The 21,061-nt window shown below is 53.5% G+C and carries 20 protein-coding genes; 16 read left to right on the top strand and 4 right to left on the bottom strand.

Annotated elements, in window-relative coordinates; genetic code table 11:
- Positions 1–74: 74 nt before the first annotated feature.
- From ACR0AU_RS20275 to ACR0AU_RS20305, 7 genes are read left to right on the top strand one after another with little or no spacing between them, the layout of a single operon-like run.
- Positions 75–1,097, top strand: a complete 1,023-nt coding sequence (locus ACR0AU_RS20275) for a CobW family GTP-binding protein (RefSeq protein WP_170425053.1) — start codon at positions 75–77, stop codon at positions 1,095–1,097.
- Positions 1,098–1,102: 5 nt separating this feature from the next.
- Positions 1,103–1,450 (top strand): DUF1622 domain-containing protein, encoded by a 348-nt coding sequence (locus ACR0AU_RS20280; protein WP_170425050.1) that lies wholly within the window; start codon positions 1,103–1,105, stop codon positions 1,448–1,450.
- Positions 1,451–1,470: 20 nt separating this feature from the next.
- A complete protein-coding gene (locus ACR0AU_RS20285; RefSeq protein WP_170425047.1) occupies positions 1,471–1,896 on the top strand; it encodes a YidH family protein in 426 nt (141 codons plus the stop codon).
- A complete protein-coding gene (locus ACR0AU_RS20290) occupies positions 1,896–2,789 on the top strand; it encodes a bile acid:sodium symporter family protein (RefSeq protein WP_170425044.1) in 894 nt (297 codons plus the stop codon). Before ACR0AU_RS20285 ends, ACR0AU_RS20290 begins: the two co-directional genes overlap by 1 nt.
- Positions 2,786–3,487, top strand: a complete 702-nt coding sequence (locus tag ACR0AU_RS20295) for a hypothetical protein (RefSeq protein ID WP_170514540.1) — start codon at positions 2,786–2,788, stop codon at positions 3,485–3,487. The genes ACR0AU_RS20290 and ACR0AU_RS20295 overlap by 4 nt, the downstream gene beginning before the upstream one ends.
- 41 nt (positions 3,488–3,528) lie before the next feature.
- Positions 3,529–4,638, top strand: a complete 1,110-nt coding sequence (locus ACR0AU_RS20300) for an HlyD family secretion protein (RefSeq protein ID WP_170425038.1) — start codon at positions 3,529–3,531, stop codon at positions 4,636–4,638.
- 16 nt (positions 4,639–4,654) lie between these two features.
- On the top strand, positions 4,655–5,407 hold the full coding sequence (locus ACR0AU_RS20305; protein WP_254443027.1) for a porin family protein: 753 nt from the start codon (positions 4,655–4,657) through the stop codon (positions 5,405–5,407).
- A gap of 147 nt (positions 5,408–5,554) precedes the next feature.
- On the opposite strand, the gene ACR0AU_RS20310 is transcribed toward ACR0AU_RS20305, so the two are convergent.
- Positions 5,555–6,103 carry a hypothetical protein gene (locus ACR0AU_RS20310; protein ID WP_170425035.1) on the bottom strand — a complete coding sequence of 183 codons (549 nt, stop codon included), beginning with the start codon at positions 6,101–6,103 and terminating at the stop codon, positions 5,555–5,557.
- Positions 6,104–6,986: 883 nt separating this feature from the next.
- Between ACR0AU_RS20310 and ACR0AU_RS20315 the strand changes: the two genes are divergently transcribed.
- The 5 genes from ACR0AU_RS20315 to ACR0AU_RS20335 all read left to right on the top strand — a co-directional run bounded on the left by ACR0AU_RS20315 (position 6,987) and on the right by ACR0AU_RS20335 (position 11,443).
- On the top strand, positions 6,987–7,835 hold the full coding sequence (locus tag ACR0AU_RS20315) for an ABC transporter substrate-binding protein (protein WP_170514538.1): 849 nt from the start codon (positions 6,987–6,989) through the stop codon (positions 7,833–7,835).
- 117 nt (positions 7,836–7,952) lie between these two features.
- Complete coding sequence (locus ACR0AU_RS20320; RefSeq protein WP_170425029.1) at positions 7,953–8,873, top strand: amino acid ABC transporter permease; 921 nt, start codon at positions 7,953–7,955, stop codon at positions 8,871–8,873.
- 2 nt (positions 8,874–8,875) lie between these two features.
- The gene (locus ACR0AU_RS20325) at positions 8,876–9,679 is read left to right on the top strand and encodes an amino acid ABC transporter ATP-binding protein (RefSeq protein ID WP_480796169.1); all 804 of its coding nucleotides are present in this window, start codon (positions 8,876–8,878) and stop codon (positions 9,677–9,679) included.
- Positions 9,680–9,725: 46 nt separating this feature from the next.
- Entirely contained in the window at positions 9,726–10,955 is a 1,230-nt protein-coding gene (locus ACR0AU_RS20330; protein ID WP_170514535.1) for an aminotransferase class I/II-fold pyridoxal phosphate-dependent enzyme, read from the top strand.
- A gap of 20 nt (positions 10,956–10,975) precedes the next feature.
- On the top strand, positions 10,976–11,443 hold the full coding sequence (locus tag ACR0AU_RS20335; protein ID WP_170514533.1) for a RidA family protein: 468 nt from the start codon (positions 10,976–10,978) through the stop codon (positions 11,441–11,443).
- A 58-nt stretch (positions 11,444–11,501) separates the two neighbouring features.
- Here ACR0AU_RS20335 and ACR0AU_RS20340 read toward each other — a convergent pair whose 3' ends face one another.
- From ACR0AU_RS20340 to ACR0AU_RS20350, 3 genes are all read right to left on the bottom strand, one after another.
- The gene (locus ACR0AU_RS20340) at positions 11,502–12,569 is read right to left on the bottom strand and encodes a LysR family transcriptional regulator (protein ID WP_480457479.1); all 1,068 of its coding nucleotides are present in this window, start codon (positions 12,567–12,569) and stop codon (positions 11,502–11,504) included.
- Positions 12,570–12,984: 415 nt separating this feature from the next.
- Entirely contained in the window at positions 12,985–14,841 is a 1,857-nt protein-coding gene (locus ACR0AU_RS20345) for an adenylate/guanylate cyclase domain-containing protein (RefSeq protein ID WP_170514527.1), read from the bottom strand.
- A complete protein-coding gene (locus ACR0AU_RS20350; RefSeq protein ID WP_170514524.1) occupies positions 14,835–15,449 on the bottom strand; it encodes a FecR domain-containing protein in 615 nt (204 codons plus the stop codon). The genes ACR0AU_RS20345 and ACR0AU_RS20350 overlap by 7 nt, the downstream gene beginning before the upstream one ends.
- Before the next feature lie 617 nt (positions 15,450–16,066).
- On the opposite strand from ACR0AU_RS20350, the gene ACR0AU_RS20355 reads away from it, so the two are divergent.
- From ACR0AU_RS20355 to ACR0AU_RS20370, 4 genes are all read left to right on the top strand, one after another.
- Positions 16,067–17,122, top strand: a complete 1,056-nt coding sequence (locus ACR0AU_RS20355) for a tyrosine-type recombinase/integrase (protein ID WP_480522591.1) — start codon at positions 16,067–16,069, stop codon at positions 17,120–17,122.
- A gap of 430 nt (positions 17,123–17,552) precedes the next feature.
- Positions 17,553–18,737, top strand: coding sequence for a plasmid partitioning protein RepA (repA, locus tag ACR0AU_RS20360; protein ID WP_480522593.1), 1,185 nt, complete (start codon positions 17,553–17,555; stop codon positions 18,735–18,737).
- On the top strand, positions 18,737–19,750 hold the full coding sequence (gene repB, locus ACR0AU_RS20365) for a plasmid partitioning protein RepB (RefSeq protein WP_480522595.1): 1,014 nt from the start codon (positions 18,737–18,739) through the stop codon (positions 19,748–19,750). Before repA ends, repB begins: the two co-directional genes overlap by 1 nt.
- Positions 19,751–19,990: 240 nt before the next feature.
- Entirely contained in the window at positions 19,991–21,028 is a 1,038-nt protein-coding gene (locus ACR0AU_RS20370; protein WP_480796170.1) for a helix-turn-helix domain-containing protein, read from the top strand.
- Positions 21,029–21,061: the final 33 nt, after the last annotated feature.

Raw genomic sequence — 21,061 nt, forward strand, 5'->3', positions numbered from 1 at the left:
GATTGTTGACTAAAAATACGCGCCGCGTTTCTGAGCCACGCGGCGCGATCACAGTTCTTGCCAAGGATGCAGCCATGAATAATGCCCCAAAAGAACCTGTCCCGCTGACGATCCTAACAGGGTTTCTGGGTGCGGGAAAAACCACTCTGCTGAACCGGATTTTGGAGGGTGATCATGGGTTGAAAGTCGGCATTCTCGTGAATGATTTCGGTTCGATCAATGTCGATGCAGAATTGGTTGTTGACGTCGAAGATGGGATGATCAGCCTCGCGAACGGCTGCGTCTGCTGTCAAATCCGAGATGATCTCGTTGAGTCTGTCGCCGCATTGATCGAACGTGATGATCCCATCGAATACATACTGCTTGAAGCCAGCGGGGTGGCAGACCCAGCAAGCATTTATATGACCTTCGTTGATTCAGCCTATCGCGACCTGATACGGCTTGACAGTGTGACGTGTGTCGTCGACGCCGATCAAGTCTTCACTTATGACGACCCGGACCTTGCCAAGCTCAAGCTGCAGCAGATCGGATTTGCGGATCTTGTAATCCTAAACAAAGTTGATCTGGCGGGTGTCGAGGAAACTGCAAAGGTAAAGAGGTGGATAGACGGCTTCTTCTCGAGGGTCCGCATTGTGCCTGCGGTCAAGTGTGGCGTTCCCCTCGAAATCCTGCTGTCCGTTGGGCGGTTCGATGTTTCTCGCGCGATGGCTGATCAAGAACACAGCCATGACCATGATCATAGGCACAATCACGGTTCATTCTTCAGTACATGGAGCTATACGCACAATGCTCCGTTACAGCGCAAAGCACTGGAACGAATGATCAAGAGAGAACTGCCTTCTAATATCTATCGCTGCAAAGGCTTTGTGCACCTGGATGACGATCGGGATTACCGATATGTGCTGCAAGTTGTTGGACGGCGCGTTGAGCTGACAAAGGACCGTGCTTGGGGTGCTGAGAATCGGGCCAACCGCATCGTTGCCATCGCCCATAAATCAACGCTCGATCCAGATCACTTGGGTGAGTTGTTCAATGCTTGCGCAGTGTCGTCTGTCGGTCGAACGGAAAGTCAAGATGAACCTGTCGCAACAGGATAGTTACCATGCATGCGTTGGAAATACTGATCGTTCAAGCGGCAAGCTATATCCAGATCCTTTTCGAAGCGGCGAGCGTCATTGTTGTTGCAGCAGGAGGTGTTGCCTTCGTTAGAGCGCTCATATTGCACAGAAACTCCGATGCAGAGCCAATCGCGCGGCGCATCCTCGGAAAGTACCTGATTGTTGCGCTCGAATTGCAGTTAGGCGCGGACATTATCGCAACTGCGACAGACCCGACAATTGAAGAACTCGCGAAGCTGACGGCGATCGCCTTTGTCCGAACTTTTCTCGATTATTTTCTTGTTCGGGAAATTCGTGAAGAGCGGGTCGCAGACAAACCAAATGAGACCTAGAATTATCACTGAGGCATACCATGGATTTTGACGATGAGGATGAACCGCAGCGTTCTACCAATCAGTTGGCTGGAGAGCGCACGGATCTTGCATTCGAGCGTTCCCGGCTTGCATCGGACAGGACGACGATGGGATATATGAGAACGGCCACGTCACTCATTGGGTTCGGCTTCTCCATACCAGCACTTTTCCGAATTCTAACTGACGTGCCTGGGTTAGAAGACGCACCGGTGGAACGCGCACGTTTTGTTGGTTTGTTCATGCTGGTACTGGCGGTGCTGATGCTGTCAGTTGCTATCATACAACAGATAACTTTTCTTAAGCGACTGTCTGATATCTCCGGAAAGCCTTTTCCGATTTCACCTGCCTTGATCTCAGCCGGGTTGGTTTTCGCGGTCGCGATTTACGCTACAATTAGCATCCTTTGGAATGTGGAACCACTGTGATGGACTCCCCCCTTCCCTTCGAAGAATCCGTCACGCTATTTATCCATATTTTTCTCTGCCTCGCGATGCTCTGCATCGGGATGAGTGCAACTTTCCGCGAAATGGGCTCCTCCATTCTCGAACGAGAAAAACTTGCGCGAGTACTTGCCGCGAATGTGTTCGTTCCGCCTATCATCGCGATTCTCATCATCGGTTTCTTTCCCCTCCCACGACCAGTGAGCGTCGTGTTGTTTTTGTTGGCGGTAGCTCCTGGCGGTATCAACGCAGTCCAGTTTTCAACTAAAGCACCGGGACAAGTCGGTGCTGCTGGAGCGTTGCTGTTCTTGCTGTCAATCATTGGCTTAATACTCGCCCCTGCGGCAGCACAGATTGTCCTTCCAACCGATGCGCTTGAACGCGTCGCCTGGGATCAATTGCTAATCCGTATCGTGGCTGTCATTGGGATTCCACTGTTGTTGGGTATGTTGATCCGTCGTTTCTTCCCAACAGTGGCCGAGCACATTTACAAACCGGCGATGCTCATATCGACAGTTTCTTTTATTGCATCTGTCGTAGCGAGTCTCGGGACCAGGCAAGAAGCGGCTGTAGGTCTTGGGCCGATGAGCCTGATCGCCATGTTGATCTTCATTCTCTCGCTCATGGCGGTCGGTTGGTTTTTAGGCGGCAGCAATCGGGAATATAAGCAGGTACTGGCCATCTGTACAAACCTGCGCAATGTCGGCCTCGTATACCTTCTTGTGGATGCGTGCTGCTTCAATCCGGCCTATTCGGCAAGTGTCTTGGCATTCATGACGCTGATGGTTCCAATCAACCTGGTATTCACCATTATCTGCGCGGTAGTACGGAAACGGCAAAACCAAGCCAGGAAAGATGGTGAGGGTACCGGAGCATGACCAGATGGCGAATGATATCCCGTGCTCTTTTAGGGGCATTCTTCGCTGTGGCGGCTTCCACGTCTTGGGCGCAGACCGTTCCAGATGAAAAACTCTCGGATGATCCGACAAAAATTGTTACAAAAATCGGCGTCCGGTACAGCGATTTTGGCACCCTATTCGGGTCAGTAGCATTCGGACCTGTCACTAAGATCAACGTATCAATCTCGGAGGACGATCAGTGGCGCATAGGCGGATCTTACCTCTTCGATTTTGGCATCGTGAATATCTCGGCCTCAGAGCAGGAACTCGAAGGCGGTGTCATGCAAACGCAATACGCCATCGGAACGTTCGTACCTCTTGCTGCATTTGGCATCCGACCGAAAGGGTGGCTTTTGTTCCCGGCTCTCGGTGCAAACTACACCGATGGTCGGATCAGCAATAGCGATTTCGAGTTCGCCGATGCCTTTCCCACCGAAATCGCCAGCAAAGGTGGATATGTCGGATTGTTGGGTCTCAAACCTATTTCTGAACGCTGGACGATAAAGACCGCGGGTGTCCTATCCGCCGGCTCAAACGACTACTCAGGGTTCAGCATCGGTGCAGGTGTTACCTTCAATGCGTCGCCAGACGACAGCATCAGTGTGTTTGGTAGCTACATCGACAACACGTTCGGACAACGTAACCTACTTGGCATCAGCTATACGCGCGAGTTTTGACGGCAGCGGATGTAAAAGAAACACAGTGAGGGCTATTAACGATGCTCATTATTCTTGGTCTTTATTTCGGCATTGTCTGGCTGGTTTTTGCGAAGCTCAAAGTCCTGCCTTGGAACGGGTTCTTCAAGACAGTCGTATATGGTGGAGCATTGGTCATAGCGCTGGTTGTAATCGGAGCTTTGAACCACACGACACCTTCCGGGTCAGTGTCTGTGCAAGGTGCTGTCATCAATATTGCACCCAACGTGTCTGGTCCCGTCACCGAAGTGGCCGTTGAAGCAAACCAACCGGTCGCAAAGGGTGATGTGTTGTTTCGTATCGATGATACCACCTATGCGGCTGAAGTAGCCCGGCTTCAAGCATCACTTGCATCCGCACAGTCAGCCGCAGATCAGTTGAAAACAGATCATCAGGCGGCGCTTGCAGAGATTGAATCTCTCGAAGCGCAACTTGCTTTCGGTGTGCAGCGCCGCAACGACATAGTCCAACTTACCGGACGCGGTGCTGCCGCTGAATTCCAACTTCAGGAAGCAGTTTCCACGATTGAACAACTCGAAGCCGGACTGCGCGCTGCACAGGCACGCAAGCGTAGTCTTGAACGACGAATTGCGGCCCAAGTGGACGGCGTTGATGTTGGAGTTGTCGAAGTTCAGGAGGCACTGGCACAGGCTGAGTGGGCTTTGCAACAGACAGTTGTGCGCGCGCCTGATAACGGTATCGTCACTGCCCTCTCGCTGCGTCCCGGAAATCGCGTAACGACTCTTCAAGGTGCCATGAACTTTTCGCTTCCTGCAGACCGGTTGCTCATCGCGCAGTTGCCGCAAAGTAGTTATCCCAACGTGTCAGTAGGCGATACGATCCGGATTGCTTTGGGAACAATGCCGGGCCGCGAGTTTGAGACAACAATCCGCGCAATTCCGCCGGGAACGCGAGAAGGCGCGGTGGATGCGAGAGGCGGGTTGCCAAGCCTGCGCGAACTAACTGGTGCGTCCAGCTACATCGTCACTATGGATATCCCAGAAGGCCTTCCTGCAGATAGCGCACAGCTTGGTACATCTGGAACAGCCCTGATAATCACGGAAGAGGCCGGTGCGATCTCAGCGCTGGCGGAAATCCTTTTTTGGATAAGCAAGAAGCTCAACTACATTTGATCGGCAGGTGGAAGATATGATTTTCAATAGACTACTGAAAGACCTCGCACCACTGGTCGCAGTGTATATGCTTGCGGCGAATGCGGTCTCAGCGCAGCAAAATGACTGGTCCTACGAGGCTTCGATCTATTTGTTCACGCCAGAGACCAAAACCTCTCAAGCAACACCCATAGGTACTATTGAGGGTACGCTGAGTTTTTCAGATGCGCTTGAGAATCTGGATCTAGCATTCATGGGGGCGTTTGCCGCAACCAATGGTCGTTGGAGCATTCTAGCGGACTACAATTACGTCGATTTAAGCTTCAGCAACACATTGTCAGGTCCTGCAAATGCCGATCTGGATACTTCGGTCAAAACCCAATTTTTCAGTGGTTATCTGGGATACAGGGTTTATGAGGACCCATCCGTCAAATTGGACTTGGCCGGCGGGTTTAGATGGTACAGAACTAAAACAGACCTGCAATTTACGCCGGGAATGATGCCCGGGAGATCGAGTATTGCCGATGAAAGCTGGACCGATCCGGTTGTCGCCGCAAGAGCACGTATTGCCTTTTCGGATAAATGGTCTGGTACCGGTTTTTTTGATTATGGAGGCTTTAGAAGCGGAAGCGAAACCTGGCAGGTTCTGATGACCGCAGACTACGCTATTAGCGACAGATGGCTTATCAGGGGAGGCTACCGATACATCTCATTCGATCACGAGATTGATGGAAGCGACTACACGTTCAGTCAGTCCGGGCCGCTCATTGGGGCAACTTATCGGTTTTGACGAAGAGGTGACCGGTTCATCGAGAAACGGAGCATCAATATCCAAGGGGTTGTCTCGTAAACGAAGGCCATTGGAGAAACGAAGGTTTTGAAACCGTTAGATTTTCGTTTCTCCGTCCTTCAATGAGTCCGGCATCGCTGCATCATTCTATTTTTGCGGAGGAACAACGCCGCGTTTGACGCCAATTCTCATCAGAAGTTTCGGCCCAATAACCGTAATGACACCACCAAGGATCATCGGAACCCACCGATATATGGCCGAGAGCTCTTGCCAGTTTGCAAAAGCGAACCAAGCAAAGATTAGCATCCACATAACTGAGAACATCATGTTGGACTTGATGAAGGCCGGATGCTGAGCAAATTCACCGACGTCGGCCGCAGATAGTTCTGCTGTCCACGGCCTGCCTTGGCGGATACTCACGAATGCCCCAACTGCGAGAAACGAGAATACAATGGCGAGCGAGTCGGTCTCCCGAATCCCTGGCCCGAGCAGAAGAACCAGCGTCACGGTCAGAACTCCCAGAACCTGGGCGGCCATAAATGCCGGAGGAAATTGAGCGCCATACCGCACGGCACAGCCAACAATACCGATAACTGCACCTAAGACCGCACCAGCGAGTGGAAAACCAAACGGTGCGAGGACAGTGAAGGTGAGAAATGGCAGCAATAGAATATGCGCAACGAGATAGGCTTTCATTGTGCCCTCCAAAATCCCAGCGACAAGTCACGCTCGCCGAGAACGGTTAGAACATCCAAGAAGTTCAGGCGCTACGAATTGTTGGTCGACCAATCAACCAGAACTGCGCTCGCCAAGGTAGTGTCTTTTGCCGCAATTCCGGTCGGATCCGCAACAGTGATTTGTGCGGAAACCATACGAATTCTGTAGGAGTAGAAGCCTGTCGTCATTGGTAACTTATTGAGAAGTCATGTGTTTGCTTTATCCCGGTGTGGACTACCAGCCAACACTAGTAGACAATACCTGTGTGGGACAAAGGATGAATTCGCGACGGTCTCAAAAGAACACCTCCTTGGAGTAAAGCAATCCGCAGATGGGTGAATTTCAGGCCTTCGCCGCATGTTTGGAAAGATCGGTCGTGCTCCATCCAATCGGCCGTTCGGCTAGTGAAACCCAACTACACGTGCCGAAACACAACGTCACGATCGAAAGATTGTTCTCATTGTGTGATGAGCCGCCTTTGGTGGGATGGCCAGCGCACACCATTGATAGTCGGGATACCTCTGGTTCCAGTTATTCCGACATGACATAGTCGGATCTTTTGTGGCGCCAACGACGACATCGCGCTCTTGACGGCGTACCGCAGGCTGTCATTCGGCAGAACACTAGGCTGCCCCCAACAAAAGAACACGGACATGAACAAGATACTTGAGAATTGCAAAGCAGTTAACGAAATCTACAAGGATTTATTTGAGTCAAAGAGGTAAAGGCTTTTTCGACGTTTTAGCAAAGCTCGTGAGTGCGCATTTATGCAGGTGATGCATTTAGCGTATGCTAACTATGAATTGGATTAATTAACTGTGCATTTCTAGCCTACCTCTGAGTACTATCTCGGGAGGAACCCATGCTCAAATCTCTGAACAAGCCTGTTGCAGTTGCTGCACTAGCCGTAGTCGCAACCGTTGCCTCAGCTGGCGACATCCCCGTCACCGATGCTGTCAAAGGCAGTGGCAAACTTGCTATTGCAAACTCGCTTTCTTATGCGCCGTTCGAATACACGGACGAGAATGGCAAGCCCGCTGGTGTTGATATTGAACTGGCTACTGCGGCCGCCAATCTCTTGGGAGCGGAGTTGGACATCGACGTGGTGCCATTTGCCTCGCAGATTCCCGGCCTGGCAGCCGACCGGTTCCAAATCGCCTGGTCGACGTTCACAGTGACGGCAGAACGCCTCGAGCAAGTTGACTTCGTGTCATTCTTGCAGACCGGTGTGGTTATTGTGACAACATCAGACGCAGCGGCGTCGTTTGAAGGTGAACACGGTGCCTGCGGTCGCAAGATCGCTGTTCTGACCGGGTCTTCGGGTGACTTTGTAGCCGACAAGCTGACCGAAGCCTGCGAGGCGGCTGGCAAGCCTGCTGTCGAAAAGCAGATCTACCCCGAGCAAAAAGACGCAATCCAGGCGATCATGGCAGGTCGCTCAGAGGCGCGGCTCGAAGACTCGACCTCGGCTGGGTATTATCAAGTCACCAGCGAAGGCGCGCAGGTTGTTGTTGGTGATCCAATGTTTCCGTTGCCGTTGGGCGTAGCCGTTCGAAAAGGCGATACCGCTACGGCTGAGATGATGCAGGCAGTCTTTAACGCGATGATCAGCGACGGGAGCTACGAGCGGATTCTGTCAGGGTATAAGCTGAACGCGTCCGGACTATCGGAGTCGACGGTATACACCGAAGCGTCCCAATTGCCGAACTAAACGGCCCCGGCCCTGCCATAGTCTCCCGTGGTGGGGCCAGCAATCACCTGTTCCTTTTGACCTCTCCACTTTTGTCCCGCGCTAAGGGGACGCCTATCCCATGAGGGGGATTCTGCCATGAGTTCATCAGCCGAAAACCAATCCGTTAGCGTGTACCTTGACCCTGAAAAACTCAAGGTTATCCCTTTGCGTCACCCCGGTCGCGTCATAGCTGCGACCCTTGTAGTCATTGGCGTCTTATTCCTCGTCAATGGAGCAGTGACAAATCAAGCACTTCAATGGCACATCGTAGGCAAATACCTGTTCCATCCTTTGATCATGAAAGGACTTTGGACCACCATTTGGCTCACGATTGTGGTGATGGCTCTAGCTACGGCGATGGGCATGGTTGCTGCGCTCATGATGATGTCGACGAGCAAGCTACTAGCCATTCCCGCCCGCGTGTTTGTCTGGTTTTTCCGAGGAACACCGGCGTTGGTTCAGCTGATCCTATGGTACAACCTTGCTATCCTGGTGAAAAATATCGGCATTGGGATTCCCGGCGTTGTCATGCTCGTCTCGGTTCCAACCAATGATGTCATGACACCCTTTGTGGCGGCCACGATCGCTCTGTCGCTACATGAGTCTGGCTACATGGCGGAAATCATCCGTGGTGGCTTGATGTCCGTGAACAAGGGCCAGACCGAGGCCGCTGCCTGCCTCGGTATGAAACCGAGCCTTCTGACACGCCGGATCATCATTCCGCAAGCGATGCGCATGATCATCCCACCAACCGGCAACGAAACCATCAACCTCTTGAAAACCACTTCATTGGTTTCGATCATTGCCGTGGGTGACCTTCTATATTCGGCCCAGGCAATCTATGCCCGGACGTTTGAAACCATCCCGCTCTTGATTGTGGTGACCTTTTGGTACCTCGTCGTTGTTTCGATCATGTCGGTCGGGCAGGGCTATCTCGAGCGCTACTATGGCAAGGAAGACCATGGCGACGCTGAAGGATTCCTAAAATCTCTCTTTAAATTCAACCGGAGGAAATAAGCATGGCTGCGCCACTTAATCACCGTGAGAAGTTTGGTGTTCCGTCTGACGCCATGGTCCACGCCGCAGGAGTGCACAAATCCTACGGCCACTTGGAAGTACTGAAGGGCGTGAATGTGACGGTGCCTGCCGGAACCTGCACCTGCATTATTGGTCCATCGGGATCGGGCAAGAGCACCTTCCTGCGTTGCATCAATCACCTCGAAGAGATCAATGCGGGGCTGTTGCTGGTTGATGGTGATTTTGTCGGCTACCGGCTGGAGGGCAACAAGTTGCACGAGCTGCCTGACTCGGCCATCTGCCAGCGTCGCGCCGAGATCGGAATGGTCTTCCAGCACTTCAACCTGTTCCCCCACATGACCGTGTTGGAAAACTTGATCGAAGCCCCCATCCGGGTGCGCGGAGAATCTTCGAAAGACGCCATCGCCTATGCCGAAGAGCTGTTGGAGCGTGTGGGCTTGGCGGCCAAGCGGGACAACTACCCGCGACAGTTGTCAGGTGGCCAGCAACAGCGTGTGGCCATTGCCCGGGCGTTGGCCATGCGCCCTAAGGTCCTGTTGTTCGACGAGCCGACCTCGGCGCTTGATCCCGAACTGGTCGGCGAAGTGCTCGACGTGATGAAAGGCCTCGTCAAAGAGGGCATCACGATGGTGGTTGTGACCCACGAAATCGGCTTTGCACGCGAAGTGGCTGACAAGCTGATCTTCATGGATGGCGGTATCGTTGAAGAAGAAGGCGACCCAAAGGAAGTCATTGCCAACCCGAAGTCGCCGCGAACCAAAGAGTTTCTGGCGCGTGTTCTATGAAAGACTAGACAGCACACGACGAAAACGAGCAAGAACAGGAAACCCCATGCTTCAATCTCCTTCCATGGCCATTCAGGAAACGACCGACAGCACGAATTTCGGCTTTGAAATTCCGCTCGATCGCACGGGTCTGAGCACAAAAAAATGGGAGCTTGAACAAGCCAACAGGAACGATCCCTCCTGGCTGTGCTTTGGCACGGCCGAGATGGATTTCAAGGCCGCCCCCGCCGTTCAGGATGCTATCAACCGCGTCGCGCAGGGTGGGCATTTTGGATATCCGCAGAAGCGGGAAAGCTATTTCGATGCGATCATCGGACACTTTGAACGCAACCATGGCTGGACGATTGAGCGAGACTCCATCTACAGCCACGTCGCAATCTATCCGTCGATGCAGCCATTCTTTGAGGAACTGACCCAGACGGGTGACGAGGTCGTATACCAGTCGCCCGTGCATCACTGCTTTGAAGAGATCATCAGGGAAAGCGGCTGTGTTCCGCTGGCCAACCCGCTCAAGGTAGAAAATGGCCGCTATGTCATGGATCTGGACGGGCTGGCCCAAGTAGTGACAGAGCGCACCAAGATGCTGATCCTTTGCAACCCGCACAATCCCGTTGGGCGTGCCTGGACCCACGACGAGCTAAGTGCGCTGAACGAGTTCTGCCTGAACAGGGGCATCTTTGTTCTCAGTGATGAAGTTTACTTTGGCCTCGTCAAAGCAGATCACAAGTATACTCCGTTCGCCTCGATTTCCGAGGCCGCGGCAATTAATTCAGCGACGCTGACATCGGCCAGCAAGAGTTTCAATCTGACCGGCACCAAGCATTCCTTGGTGATCATCGATAATCCCAAGTACCGCCAGGCATTCGAGCGCGGGTTGGCCAAAAACAACCTCTATTTCGGAGGGTGCATGTTTGGGCAGGCCGCGACCGAGGCCGCCCTACGCGGCGGGGACTCGTGGCGCAGGGCGTTGATGGGCTATATCGAAGGCAATCACGCCCTTCTGCGCAACACGCTCGAGAATGCATTGCCACAAATCACGGTTTTTGACTCGGACGCCACCTATTTTGCTTGGCTGGATATGCGTGGGCTGGGCCTCTCGGACGACCAAATCAATGCCATCATCGAAGAGGCGCGGATCTCGGTCACACCCGGCAAGCCGCTTGGCCCCGGTGGCGAAGGCCATATCCGTCTTAACTTGGCAACGGCCCGGATAACGCTTCAAAGCGGGCTGGACCGGTTTGTTGCGGCCTTTCAAAACCATCAGAAAACCGCCTGACAATATTTAAGGACACAAAAATGACAACAAATGCAGAAGCGCGGATCTCGGAATTGGGCCTTATGCTCCCTGAGCCCCCGAAATCTGTGGCCAACTATGTGGCCACCAAGATCTCCGGCAATCAATTGTACATCTCAGGTCAACTGTGTCTGGATATCGAGGGCACGCTTGTATCGAAAGGTGCCGTCAGTACAGGGGCAACTATCGAAGATGCCGTTGCCGCCTCGAGAGCTTGTGCAATTAACGTATTGGCCCAGGCAAGAGCCGCACTGGGATCGCTTGATCGTGTCACGGGTGTATCTCAGCTGCGTGGCTACATCGCCGCGCATGCCGATTTTGCGGATCACGCACCAATCATGAACGGGGCATCGGACCTTATGGTCAACGTCTTTGGTGATGCCGGTCGTCACACGCGCGCCACTGTGGGTGTGTCCTCGCTGCCGCTTCAGGCCAGTGTTGAAGTCGAGGCAATCTTTGAAATCGAGTGATGGCAATTCAGATTTAGCATTTTGCCAGATGATGCCAGCAGAACGCTACATTAGTTTGCTAAATCACCGTTAGCATCTTTTTGTAAAGCGCCTTTTTGCGGCTGTCCTGTTGCCCCACGACTTCGCGAATGACGTTCATTAACCATTCTCGCCCCGGATCCGGCGACACCGAGTTTTCGTACAGCAATTCGACCCTGAGGTCAGGTAGTTCTACGGGCGGAGGAAAGATTGTGAGGTCACTGTCGGGCGGCAATGCCAGCAACGTGCCTTCGCCAAACACGGTCATGATATCTGTGCCCGCCAGAACATAGGGTATCCCCATATAATAGGGCGTCACAGCAATCGTAGTGCGGCTTAATCCGATATCTTTCAACGCCCGATCCATCATGCCTGATGAGCGACCATCAGATGAAATCTGGAGATGTTGTGCATCAAGGTACCGCTGAAGGGTCATATCCTTGAGCTTGGTGTTGCCGGACCAGGCGGCGCAAACCATTCGGTCCTTGGACACAAGCTCCTGTTCAATCAACGGATCGTTCCCGGAGTAATCCCCGACGATCGCGCAATCGATCTCGCGCTTACGCAACTTCAAGGCCACTTCGAAGTTCTGTGCATGCACGACGTTCAATTTGGCCTTCGGGGCTTGGGTAATAAATTTCTGAATTAGGGCCTGCAGAACCACAACAGCGGTATAATCTGACACGCACAGCCGAAAGGTTCGCGTCGTGTACTTGGGCTCAAAATGCAGATGTTGTTCAATCGCGAGGTTTACGTCTGACAGTGCTTTGCTGATCGTCACCGATAAATCTTTTGCGCGGGGCGTTGGCGCCATTTGCCCGTCAACGCGCAGGAATAGCTCATCGCCCAAGATGTCGCGCAACCTATTCAGCGCGTGGCTGACCGATGGTTGCGTTCTACCCAGGCGCATTGCCGCTCTGGTTATACTTCGCTCGCGCATGATTGCATCGAAAACACGAAGCAGGTTGAGATCCAGTTGGTTGAGGGAAAACCCGGAAGCTGCGTTGGAATGCGTCATGCCCTGACCGTAATAGATTCTACGAATACTATATGACGCTACATGCACAGAATCTATTTTTCGAGTTGAGTGTCGATCCCGATCATGCATCGAAAATGAGGTAGTTCATTGCGTCTGCACGGCTTTGTGGCAATCTTTTGGCCAGGAGATCTCGGTGTTAATGCCATCACGGATTTTAATCGAGGGAGGCTGTCACTGTGCCCTTAATTTCTGGACGCAGATACATTCTTATGATTTTACCTCGTTTTTGTACCCTAAATTCTCGGATATCCACAGGCCACCAACAAGCAGTCGCACATACGCCCCGTGAGCGATTTACTGGATCAATTTCCCCGTTCACGTCTAACCGCCACGCGAATTATCCACAGGACGCACCGCCCGGGTTTTAATGGGATGGTCCAGTAACTAATGATATTTTCCAGAAACAAAAAGGCACAATCTTTCACTGATTTTGCTCACTTTTTTGAGCAAGCGTCCAGCAATTAAGGGCACCGCAAAAGCTGGGCTAGGTTTGGATTGTACCTGGAGGCAGTCCTGTCCAGATGTCAATCGGCTCCACCCGACCACGAAGCGTATGTTGGCCGGCTGGGTGCAATCCCATTTTCTCTGCTCGTTCGCGCGTTCGCGGATCTGGCTCCAGAAGTGCGCTGGACAGGGCAATGGCGGCGTTTTGAGATTTGGCGAACTCCTGCAGGCGACTGGCTGTGTTTACCACGTCACCGCTCACTGCGAGTTGTTTGTGGCGCTTGCCGCCGATTACACTGGTCTGGACCGGGCCCGCATGCCCACCGACCCGTATCCCGAGACCGGGCCAGTCCGGGCTTGAGCCAATCGCCACATACAGCGCATCGATGAAGCACAGCGCGCGCATAGCGTCGTCCGGACCGGGTTCTGGCAGCCCAAAGACGACCATTGCGCCATCTCCTGCAAAATGTGCGATGATCCCGTGCTGTGGCTCCACGGATTGTTCGACAAGTCCGTGGAACAGCCGTAAAAAATGGGCGGTGCCCTCGGGGCCGAGGCTCTCGGAATGCGTCGTGAAGCTAGCGACATCAACAAACAAAACAACGGCAGGCCTTGCCGTGGCTTCGAACCGGGGGTCGGCCGTATCTGCCAGCCGCTCTACGAGCAGGGGCGACTGATAGAGCGCAAGGTTCGCAGCACGCCGACGATGTTCCATGAGCCGCAGCCCGGCGCCGGCACCAGCTCCGAGCAGCAGCGAGAAGACTGCTGTGACCCCGTCCAGCCACCAACCAACGACGAATGCAGCTTGCAGCATGAGGGCCAGCACGCTGAACACTGTAGCGGTCGCCAAAACCCCTAGCCAGGGCCGGTCCAACCTTGCGGCGAAGAATCCGAGCGTGGCTGCGATCAGCGCCACTGCGATGTCCAATGACCATGTCAGCGCGTCACGACGCAGAAAACGCTGCTCGATCACGTTTGCAGCCAAAGTTGCATGCAGCTCAACGCCGGGAAAGGTAGCATCGTAGGACGTAGCGTGCCGGTCTCCGAACCCGGTTGCGGTGGCCCCGACAAATAAGATCTTGTCCCGCAGGTTTGCCTCCCCAAGCTCTGCGAAAGAATAGGTCGGGATCGTCCCTTCTTGCCCGTAAAAGTTCAGGGGGATAGCGCCCTGCCTGTCCAGCGCGACCAAGGTGTCCCCAACTGTCAGGTGCCCGCCTGTTCGGGATGATCGCAACTGCAGGTCCAGCTCATTATCCGCCGCCTTGAGGACCGCGAGGGCGAGCGGCGGATACCATGCGTTGCCGTCCTTAGTTGCCAGATACTGCGCAGCAATAAGCCGACGTGCTGCTCCATCGGGATCATGGCGCAGGTTCACATGTCCGATCGATGCCACACCGCGCAGGGTTTCAGCCGGTCCCAACGCGGGCAGCGAGTTGTCCAACTCAGGGGCTATCACAACTGAAAAATCGCCGCTCTGGAGATCTTGCAGAGATGCATCAGCGGGCGCCTCGGCTACCCCAAGTACTGCGTCTGCACCTGCCAATGCCTCAGCAAGACCTTCGTCACCCGCACGAGGATCAATCAACAGAAAGTCCAAAGCAATTGCTGCGGCATCCGCCTCTGAGGCAATCGTCACCGCCTCTGCCAAGGCTGATCGAGCCGGCGGAAACGTTTCAAGCTGTGCCATGGCAGCATCGTCAAATGCAATGATTGCGACACCCTCCGGGGGTGTCACCGGGCCGCGCCAAAAGAATCTGGCGTCGAGCAGCCTGCCTTCAACTCCCTGCCAAAACGTACTTCGGTCTCCTGGGTGCCAGATCGCGATCAACAGGCTCAACAGCAGCACGATCACCCCGGTAATGCGTCGTGCGCGTCGAAACCCGTCGCGTGCTACCATTCCGCCCCGAGAAGTGCGTCGAATTCCTCAATGCGCGCCGACCCCCAATCCGTGACCGACCCAACCTCGCCAGAGGAGGATACATCGATGCCTTTTCCCGGGCTTAGTTGCGCAACGGTGTCATCTGCAGAAACAAACACCGTGCCTTCACGTGTGAAGATGGCGCTTGCCCTGTTTTCGACTCGCATCGCCCATTCGGTGGAACGGACGGCGGCAACAGCAGAAGGGGTTCTGACCTGGACGCCGTTCCCGTCTTCCGAAGAAAAAAGGAACCCAGCGATGCCATCGATCAATCGCAGTCCAAAGGGGCGCGTTTCATGATCCAATAGACCAAGCACGTCGATCTCGCTCTCTGGGCCTATAACAACTTCAAGCCCACCAGAGCAGGCCATGGTAACCCTGGCATCGGCTTCCGTGCGCAGCTTGGCATTCAACCCCAAACCCAAACCAATGACTGCAGGTTGGGTACCTGCTCCTCGGGCAGAAACGACCGCCTGCCCTTCCGTTTGCGTTATGACACAGGTTCCCTGTGTTTGAGCGCCGACCGAACCGGCCAACCCGATCCCGGAATAAATAAGAAGGATAACAAGCAAGCTTTTTTGATTCATTGCGGCCTCGCGGCTGAAGATACTCACAAGAGTGAAGAGTATGACACGAGAGGTCAACCAAAGGCAGGCTTACGATTCTGTCGCTTGGGTGGGAAACTGCTCGATTCAATCAACGCCCGCCCTCGTCCCAGGTTTATACTGCATACGCAAAACTCACGAACTTGGGAATGTCTGCGTTCGCGTCGGAATTGGTGAAAGAATCTACAGCAGACTCTTTGATTTCGGCTGTAATAGAAACCACCCTACCCACTTTGTGCTCATAATCTGGCAGTAATGATCGTTACCTTTGCCGCATCACCAAATCCTCATTATACCTGATAAGTATCCCTTATCAGATGTGATTGATTTTGCCGCGGAATCAGCGCAGAATACAGTTCATGTGTCGGTTTTCCTTAACCACTGGACTCGCATCGGCATTGGTCCGTAACCCGTAGACCTCTGCCCCGCACCGGCAGCAAACCTTTGTCGATGCAGCACCGTAACCTGCAATTTTGTAAATATGTACCGGCACAAATTCAGTCCGAGTCTACTCGTAAAAAACCAACACAGCATAAGGCCAACCATGGAACATGGTGAAAACAAGCATGAGCAGTCTACAGGTTAGGGAAAATCGACACATGAAGCCCCCTGCCCCATACCTCCCCACTGTCTCCCCTGCCCTGTCACAGACAGACCAGGACGCGCTCACCGATCTCTATGTGCGCGGCACGCCGGAAAACACGCTCCGCGCTTATGAGCGCGACTTGCTCTATGTCACCGCCTGGAAGTCTGCGCGGTTCGGTGCGGCGTTGGACTGGCCGGAATCCGAGGCCACCGCCCTCGCCTTCATTCTCGATCACGCCCGCGATTTGAACGATGCCCCGGAAGACGACACTGCACGACAGGTGGCAGAGGCACTGATCGCGCAAGGGCTGCGCAAGTCGTTGGCCTGTCCGGCCCCGTCAACGCTGGACCGGCGCATCGCCTCCTGGTTGGCCTTTCACCGGATGAAGAACCTCCCTTCCCCCTTCGACGCGCCACAGGTGAAACAGGCCCGCGCCAAGGCGCGACGCGCCGCCGCCCGGCCCCCTACTCCAAAATCGCAACATCCGATCACCCGCGATGTGCTGGAACAGTTGCTAACCACCTGTCGCGGCTCGCGCCGTGATTGTCGAGATCGGGCAATCCTGATGTTGGGCTGGGCCAGCGGTGGGCGGCGGCGGTCGGAAATCACGGCGCTGATGCGCGAGGATGTCAGCCTGAAAGCGTTCGAAAAAGAAGGTTTGGTCTGGCTCTCGCTGGTGGAGACCAAGACCACAGCCAAGGGCGAAACCCCGCGACTGGTGCTAAAGGGCCGCGCCGCGCAAGCCTTGGTGCATTGGATCGAGGTTGGCGGGATCGAGGATGGCCCCCTGTTCCGCCCCATCTCCAAAGCCGACCGGGTGCTGAAACGTCGCCTCAGCCCGGATGCGATTGCGCAGATCGTCAAACACCGCCTGAAACTGGCCGGGCTGCCTCAGGGGTTTGCCTCACCGCATGGATTACGCTCGGGCTTTCTGACCCAGGCCGCGCTGGACGGCGCCCCGATCCAAGCCGCCATGCGCCTCTCGCTGCACCGCTCCATGGCGCAGGCGCAGAAATATTACGATGATGTCGATATAGCAGAGAACCCGGCGGCGGATCTGTTGGGGTGAATGCTTACTGATTGTTCGAAGAAGTCCAGGCTTGAGGGATACTCTGGTTGCAATGCCTATGTCTTGTCCCCTACCCCATCCGTTAGTGTGGCCAGTGCGGAAACATATCTCGACACATCGCGATGAGTCCCCAGACCAATCCACTAGCTGACGGGGCTTCCAACTTTTCCAGAGTTTATGGAGTCACTCTGCACTCCACTGGTCCTTAATCTGACAGGCTCTCGAGAACACGGGATGCGACGTGGTCATTCAAAAAAGGCATGCAATTCGTCTCACGGCAAAAAGTTCACAGCTGTGAACTTTCATGTCAACATGTAGTAGGACTCACATCCCCCTACTCTACATATAAAAAAAGGTTGACTTGAATCATTTCATCAGGTCTCTGTGGTGGTAGAGCGTAAATCGCCAATTCGAGCATACAGATGTAACCATGATACCAACCACACCCATTGCATCAACTTCCCCAGTTGATATCAGCAGCGAGATCAGTAGTCGACTGAATCTCGCAATCAAAGAACACCTTCTTGCGGCCTATGCTCCAGACTCAACAAAGCAGCTGCGCCTTTTCCCAGCTCAAGAAGTTTGCGATCTGATTGGCATCAGCCACCAGTATCTTCGCAAAGCGACTGTGGAAGGCGCCGTTCCCGAGGCCAGTGAAATCAATCACGGTCGCAGGTATTATACAGGTCTGGAAGTTTGGGAACTGCGGCAGCTTTTAGAAGCCCGCAGTAAAACTCCAGGACGATACGTTCCGCGGCGTCGCGAAGGCGAGTCACTGCAGCGAATTCAGGTGATGAACTTCAAGGGTGGCTCCAGCAAGTCCACGACATGTATTCACCTTGCGCATTACCTCGCACTGCAAGGCTTCAGGGTACTTTGTGTTGACCTCGATCCTCAAGCTTCGCTTTCAGCAATGTGCGGCCTTCAAACCGAGCTGGATGAGAGTATTGATACCGTCTACGACGCGATCACTTACCATGATCCGATTTCGATGAAGGAAGTCATCCGAGAAACTTACTTTCCTGGCCTTTCGATCGCGCCAGGCGGGCTGATGCTGTCTGAGTTTGAGGCAGAGTCGGCAAAGCTAAACAGCAAGCAGCACCCCTTCTTTGCGCGCCTTCACGACGCCATCATGTCGGTGGAGACCGATTACGATGTGGTTCTGATCGATAGCCCCCCCAGCCTTGGTTTTATCACAATGGGTGGTATGGCGGCCGCAACGTCAGTGATTGTACCACTAACTCCTTCGATGCTCGATGTCGCGTCCACCGCGCAGTTTCTCAAAATGACTTCCTCGTACATGGAGGTAATTGAAAGAAGCGGAGCAAAACTTGTTTATGATAACTACCGTCTCTTGGTTACGCGGGACGAGCCTGTTGATACACCATCTCAAACAATTGTTGCGTTCATGCGTGCCCTCTTTCAAGAGCGAGTAATGACTGCGACCAGCCTAAAAAGTACCGCCATTAGTGATGCAGCCATGCTTCAGCAATCAATCTATGAGCTGAACAGGTCTGACCTGACACGAGCAACTTACGACCGAGCCAAGACCTCGATGGATGCCGTCGGTAAAGAAGTAGAAAACATGGTTCTTGAAGCATGGGGGCGCATCTGATGGCGAAGGAGCGTAGAGCAAGAAAGCGTCATTCCAGCATGATGGAAATCGCAGAGCAAGCTACTATTGAGGTCAAAGACGCGACCCCCTCCCCTGCCCGACCAATCACGCCGGGTCTGCAATTCATTGAGGACACGTATAACGCTATTGATGAGATAGACCCCGATCTTATCGATGACTGGGGAGTGGAGGACCGGCTTGAGAAGTTCACAGCTGTGAACTCTAGAACTGACGACGACAGTGACGTCCCAAACCATTCACTTGAGCAACTGGCGGACAGCATACGAGAGAACGGTCAGCAAGTGCCAATTCAGGTGCGTCATGAACCTGGTCGAACCGGGCGCTACCAGATCATTTTTGGTCGACGTCGACTGGCTGCCTGCCGCTACCTAAAAGAAACCTACCCGGATGAAAACATTAAGATTAAGGCTAACGTTGTCGACCTCGATGATGACAAGGCCCTGATCGCCAAAGCCCTTGAAAATGCGTCCAGGAAGGACCTCACATTCTATGAGCGCGCGCGCTTTGCTACCGACATCATTGCTTCAGGTAAAAATAGGTCAGAGGTCATAACAATCATGTCTCTGACAAAGTCTGGGTTGTCCAACCTAGAGCGCATTACGAAGTCAATACCGCGCGAACTGGGTGATGCTATTGGGGCTGCGCCGGGCTTCGGTCGCACCAAGTGGATGATCTTGGTTGATGCTTTGGATCAAAAGTTGATCACACCTCGCAACGCACTCCGGGAACTGGAGAAGCTACCTCCCAGCTCCTCTTCAGATGAACGTCTCTTGGCACTACTTGATGACATAAAGAGGAAATCCGAAACACCCAGACCAAACCCCAGAATCGTCGGAGAAGGCCTAGCAACTGTTAAACAAGGGGCCACAGGGCTGAACATCAGTATTAACGACAGTGCAGCCCCCGGCTTCTCAGATTGGTTGGATGAGAACATTGAAACACTAATGAAAGAATTCCGAGACCGCTTTGAGGCAGTAAGCGGACGGAAGTAAGGAGTTCACAGCTGTGAACAAAATCAAAGGCAAGCGAGCAAAGGAGAAAAGGTAGAAAGAAATAGCCCCCGAAAGCGGTGATGCTCCCGAGGACCAAATCTTGTCTAGCAACTTGAACTTAGCTCCTCCCGAATCACCACACAAGAAAAAACACCCTTGGGTGGGCGATATTTCTTTGTCTGCTGACAAAAAGCTATGAGGACAGTAACAAATTGCGCTCCAACAGGAGCAGTCGGGTCGTTGGCCGGACAGGGAAGTAGTGCGCCAAAGTGGATGCAGCTCCGTGCTATAGAAGAAGCTCGTGAACAGCTTGGGCTGAAGGCTACGAGCATTTCTATTTTGCGAGCATTACTTTCGTTTATGTCAGCTGATCGTGTAAGCAAAATGGCCGATGACCATCACATCGCCTATGCTAGCAATGCTGCAATAGCCGAGCGAGCCCACGTGAGTATTCAAACAGTGGAGCGCCACGTCTCGAAACTGATCAAGTTGGGTATCATTCTACGCGTTACCGCCGCAAACGGCAAAAGGTGGTGCAGACGAGACGGAGCAGGGCAGGTGATGCTGGTCAGCGGGCTGTCGCTACTACCACTGGCAACCCGTCATGCGGAGTTCTCAGCCCTTGCTAGCGAGTATCGTCGTGCACAAGAAGCCCTTCAGATTCTGCGGGATGAATGCACACTAGCGCTGGCCCGACTTCAGGACGCCATCTCAGATGGTGTTCAAGACCTACTCGTTCGGGCGCGGTTGATCCTTCGTCGTCGACCGCAACAGGACGTTCTCCAGGGACTGCTGGACGAAATCAATGAGTGTGTTTCTGTGGAAAACTGCCCATCAGAAACCTGCGAGGCCATCAAATTGAGGGATGGCGACACCGAAATTGAGGGGCACAAAGAGCACTTACTGAGTCATAATAGTAGAAAAGAAGATTACTCAAAGATTCAGGTGACCCAGGATCAAATGGAGCAGGCATTTCCTCGGTTATGTTCAGAATTGAGGTTTGCACGAGACCAAGCGCATTGTGATCAACTGATGGACCAGTTAGCTGACCACATGCTGCTTGGAGAGACCTGGTATGCAATGAAATCATCACATGGACCAGCAATACGCTTCATGGTCTTAGGTTATATCTTGCAACGTGTTGAGGGAATTCAAAGCCACAGAGCGTACCTGACATCGATCATGAGCAAGATTGATCGGGGAGACATGGAGCCAACGGCAATGTTAATACCTCTAAAAACTAGGCAGGGTGGGTTAAAGAATCTCAAAACTACGTAGTGCGTCTTACAGGACAGATGTCCATCATCTCCT

The organism is Ruegeria sp. CG1, assembly GCF_056537265.1.

Coding starts and splice junctions, on each gene's coding strand:
- ACR0AU_RS20345 (WP_170514527.1), bottom strand. CDS start 14,841: ATGGTAGCACGCGACGGGTTTCGACGCGCACGACGCATTACCGGGGTG.
- ACR0AU_RS20310 (WP_170425035.1), bottom strand. CDS start 6,103: ATGAAAGCCTATCTCGTTGCGCATATTCTATTGCTGCCATTTCTCACC.
- ACR0AU_RS20350 (WP_170514524.1), bottom strand. CDS start 15,449: ATGAATCAAAAAAGCTTGCTTGTTATCCTTCTTATTTATTCCGGGATC.
- ACR0AU_RS20295 (WP_170514540.1), top strand. CDS start 2,786: ATGACCAGATGGCGAATGATATCCCGTGCTCTTTTAGGGGCATTCTTC.
- ACR0AU_RS20305 (WP_254443027.1), top strand. CDS start 4,655: ATGATTTTCAATAGACTACTGAAAGACCTCGCACCACTGGTCGCAGTG.
- ACR0AU_RS20280 (WP_170425050.1), top strand. CDS start 1,103: ATGCATGCGTTGGAAATACTGATCGTTCAAGCGGCAAGCTATATCCAG.
- ACR0AU_RS20355 (WP_480522591.1), top strand. CDS start 16,067: ATGAAGCCCCCTGCCCCATACCTCCCCACTGTCTCCCCTGCCCTGTCA.
- ACR0AU_RS20320 (WP_170425029.1), top strand. CDS start 7,953: ATGAGTTCATCAGCCGAAAACCAATCCGTTAGCGTGTACCTTGACCCT.
- repB (WP_480522595.1), top strand. CDS start 18,737: ATGGCGAAGGAGCGTAGAGCAAGAAAGCGTCATTCCAGCATGATGGAA.
- ACR0AU_RS20315 (WP_170514538.1), top strand. CDS start 6,987: ATGCTCAAATCTCTGAACAAGCCTGTTGCAGTTGCTGCACTAGCCGTA.
- ACR0AU_RS20325 (WP_480796169.1), top strand. CDS start 8,876: ATGGCTGCGCCACTTAATCACCGTGAGAAGTTTGGTGTTCCGTCTGAC.
- ACR0AU_RS20300 (WP_170425038.1), top strand. CDS start 3,529: ATGCTCATTATTCTTGGTCTTTATTTCGGCATTGTCTGGCTGGTTTTT.
- repA (WP_480522593.1), top strand. CDS start 17,553: ATGATACCAACCACACCCATTGCATCAACTTCCCCAGTTGATATCAGC.
- ACR0AU_RS20290 (WP_170425044.1), top strand. CDS start 1,896: ATGGACTCCCCCCTTCCCTTCGAAGAATCCGTCACGCTATTTATCCAT.
- ACR0AU_RS20335 (WP_170514533.1), top strand. CDS start 10,976: ATGACAACAAATGCAGAAGCGCGGATCTCGGAATTGGGCCTTATGCTC.
- ACR0AU_RS20340 (WP_480457479.1), bottom strand. CDS start 12,569: ATGCATGATCGGGATCGACACTCAACTCGAAAAATAGATTCTGTGCAT.
- ACR0AU_RS20275 (WP_170425053.1), top strand. CDS start 75: ATGAATAATGCCCCAAAAGAACCTGTCCCGCTGACGATCCTAACAGGG.
- ACR0AU_RS20285 (WP_170425047.1), top strand. CDS start 1,471: ATGGATTTTGACGATGAGGATGAACCGCAGCGTTCTACCAATCAGTTG.
- ACR0AU_RS20330 (WP_170514535.1), top strand. CDS start 9,726: ATGCTTCAATCTCCTTCCATGGCCATTCAGGAAACGACCGACAGCACG.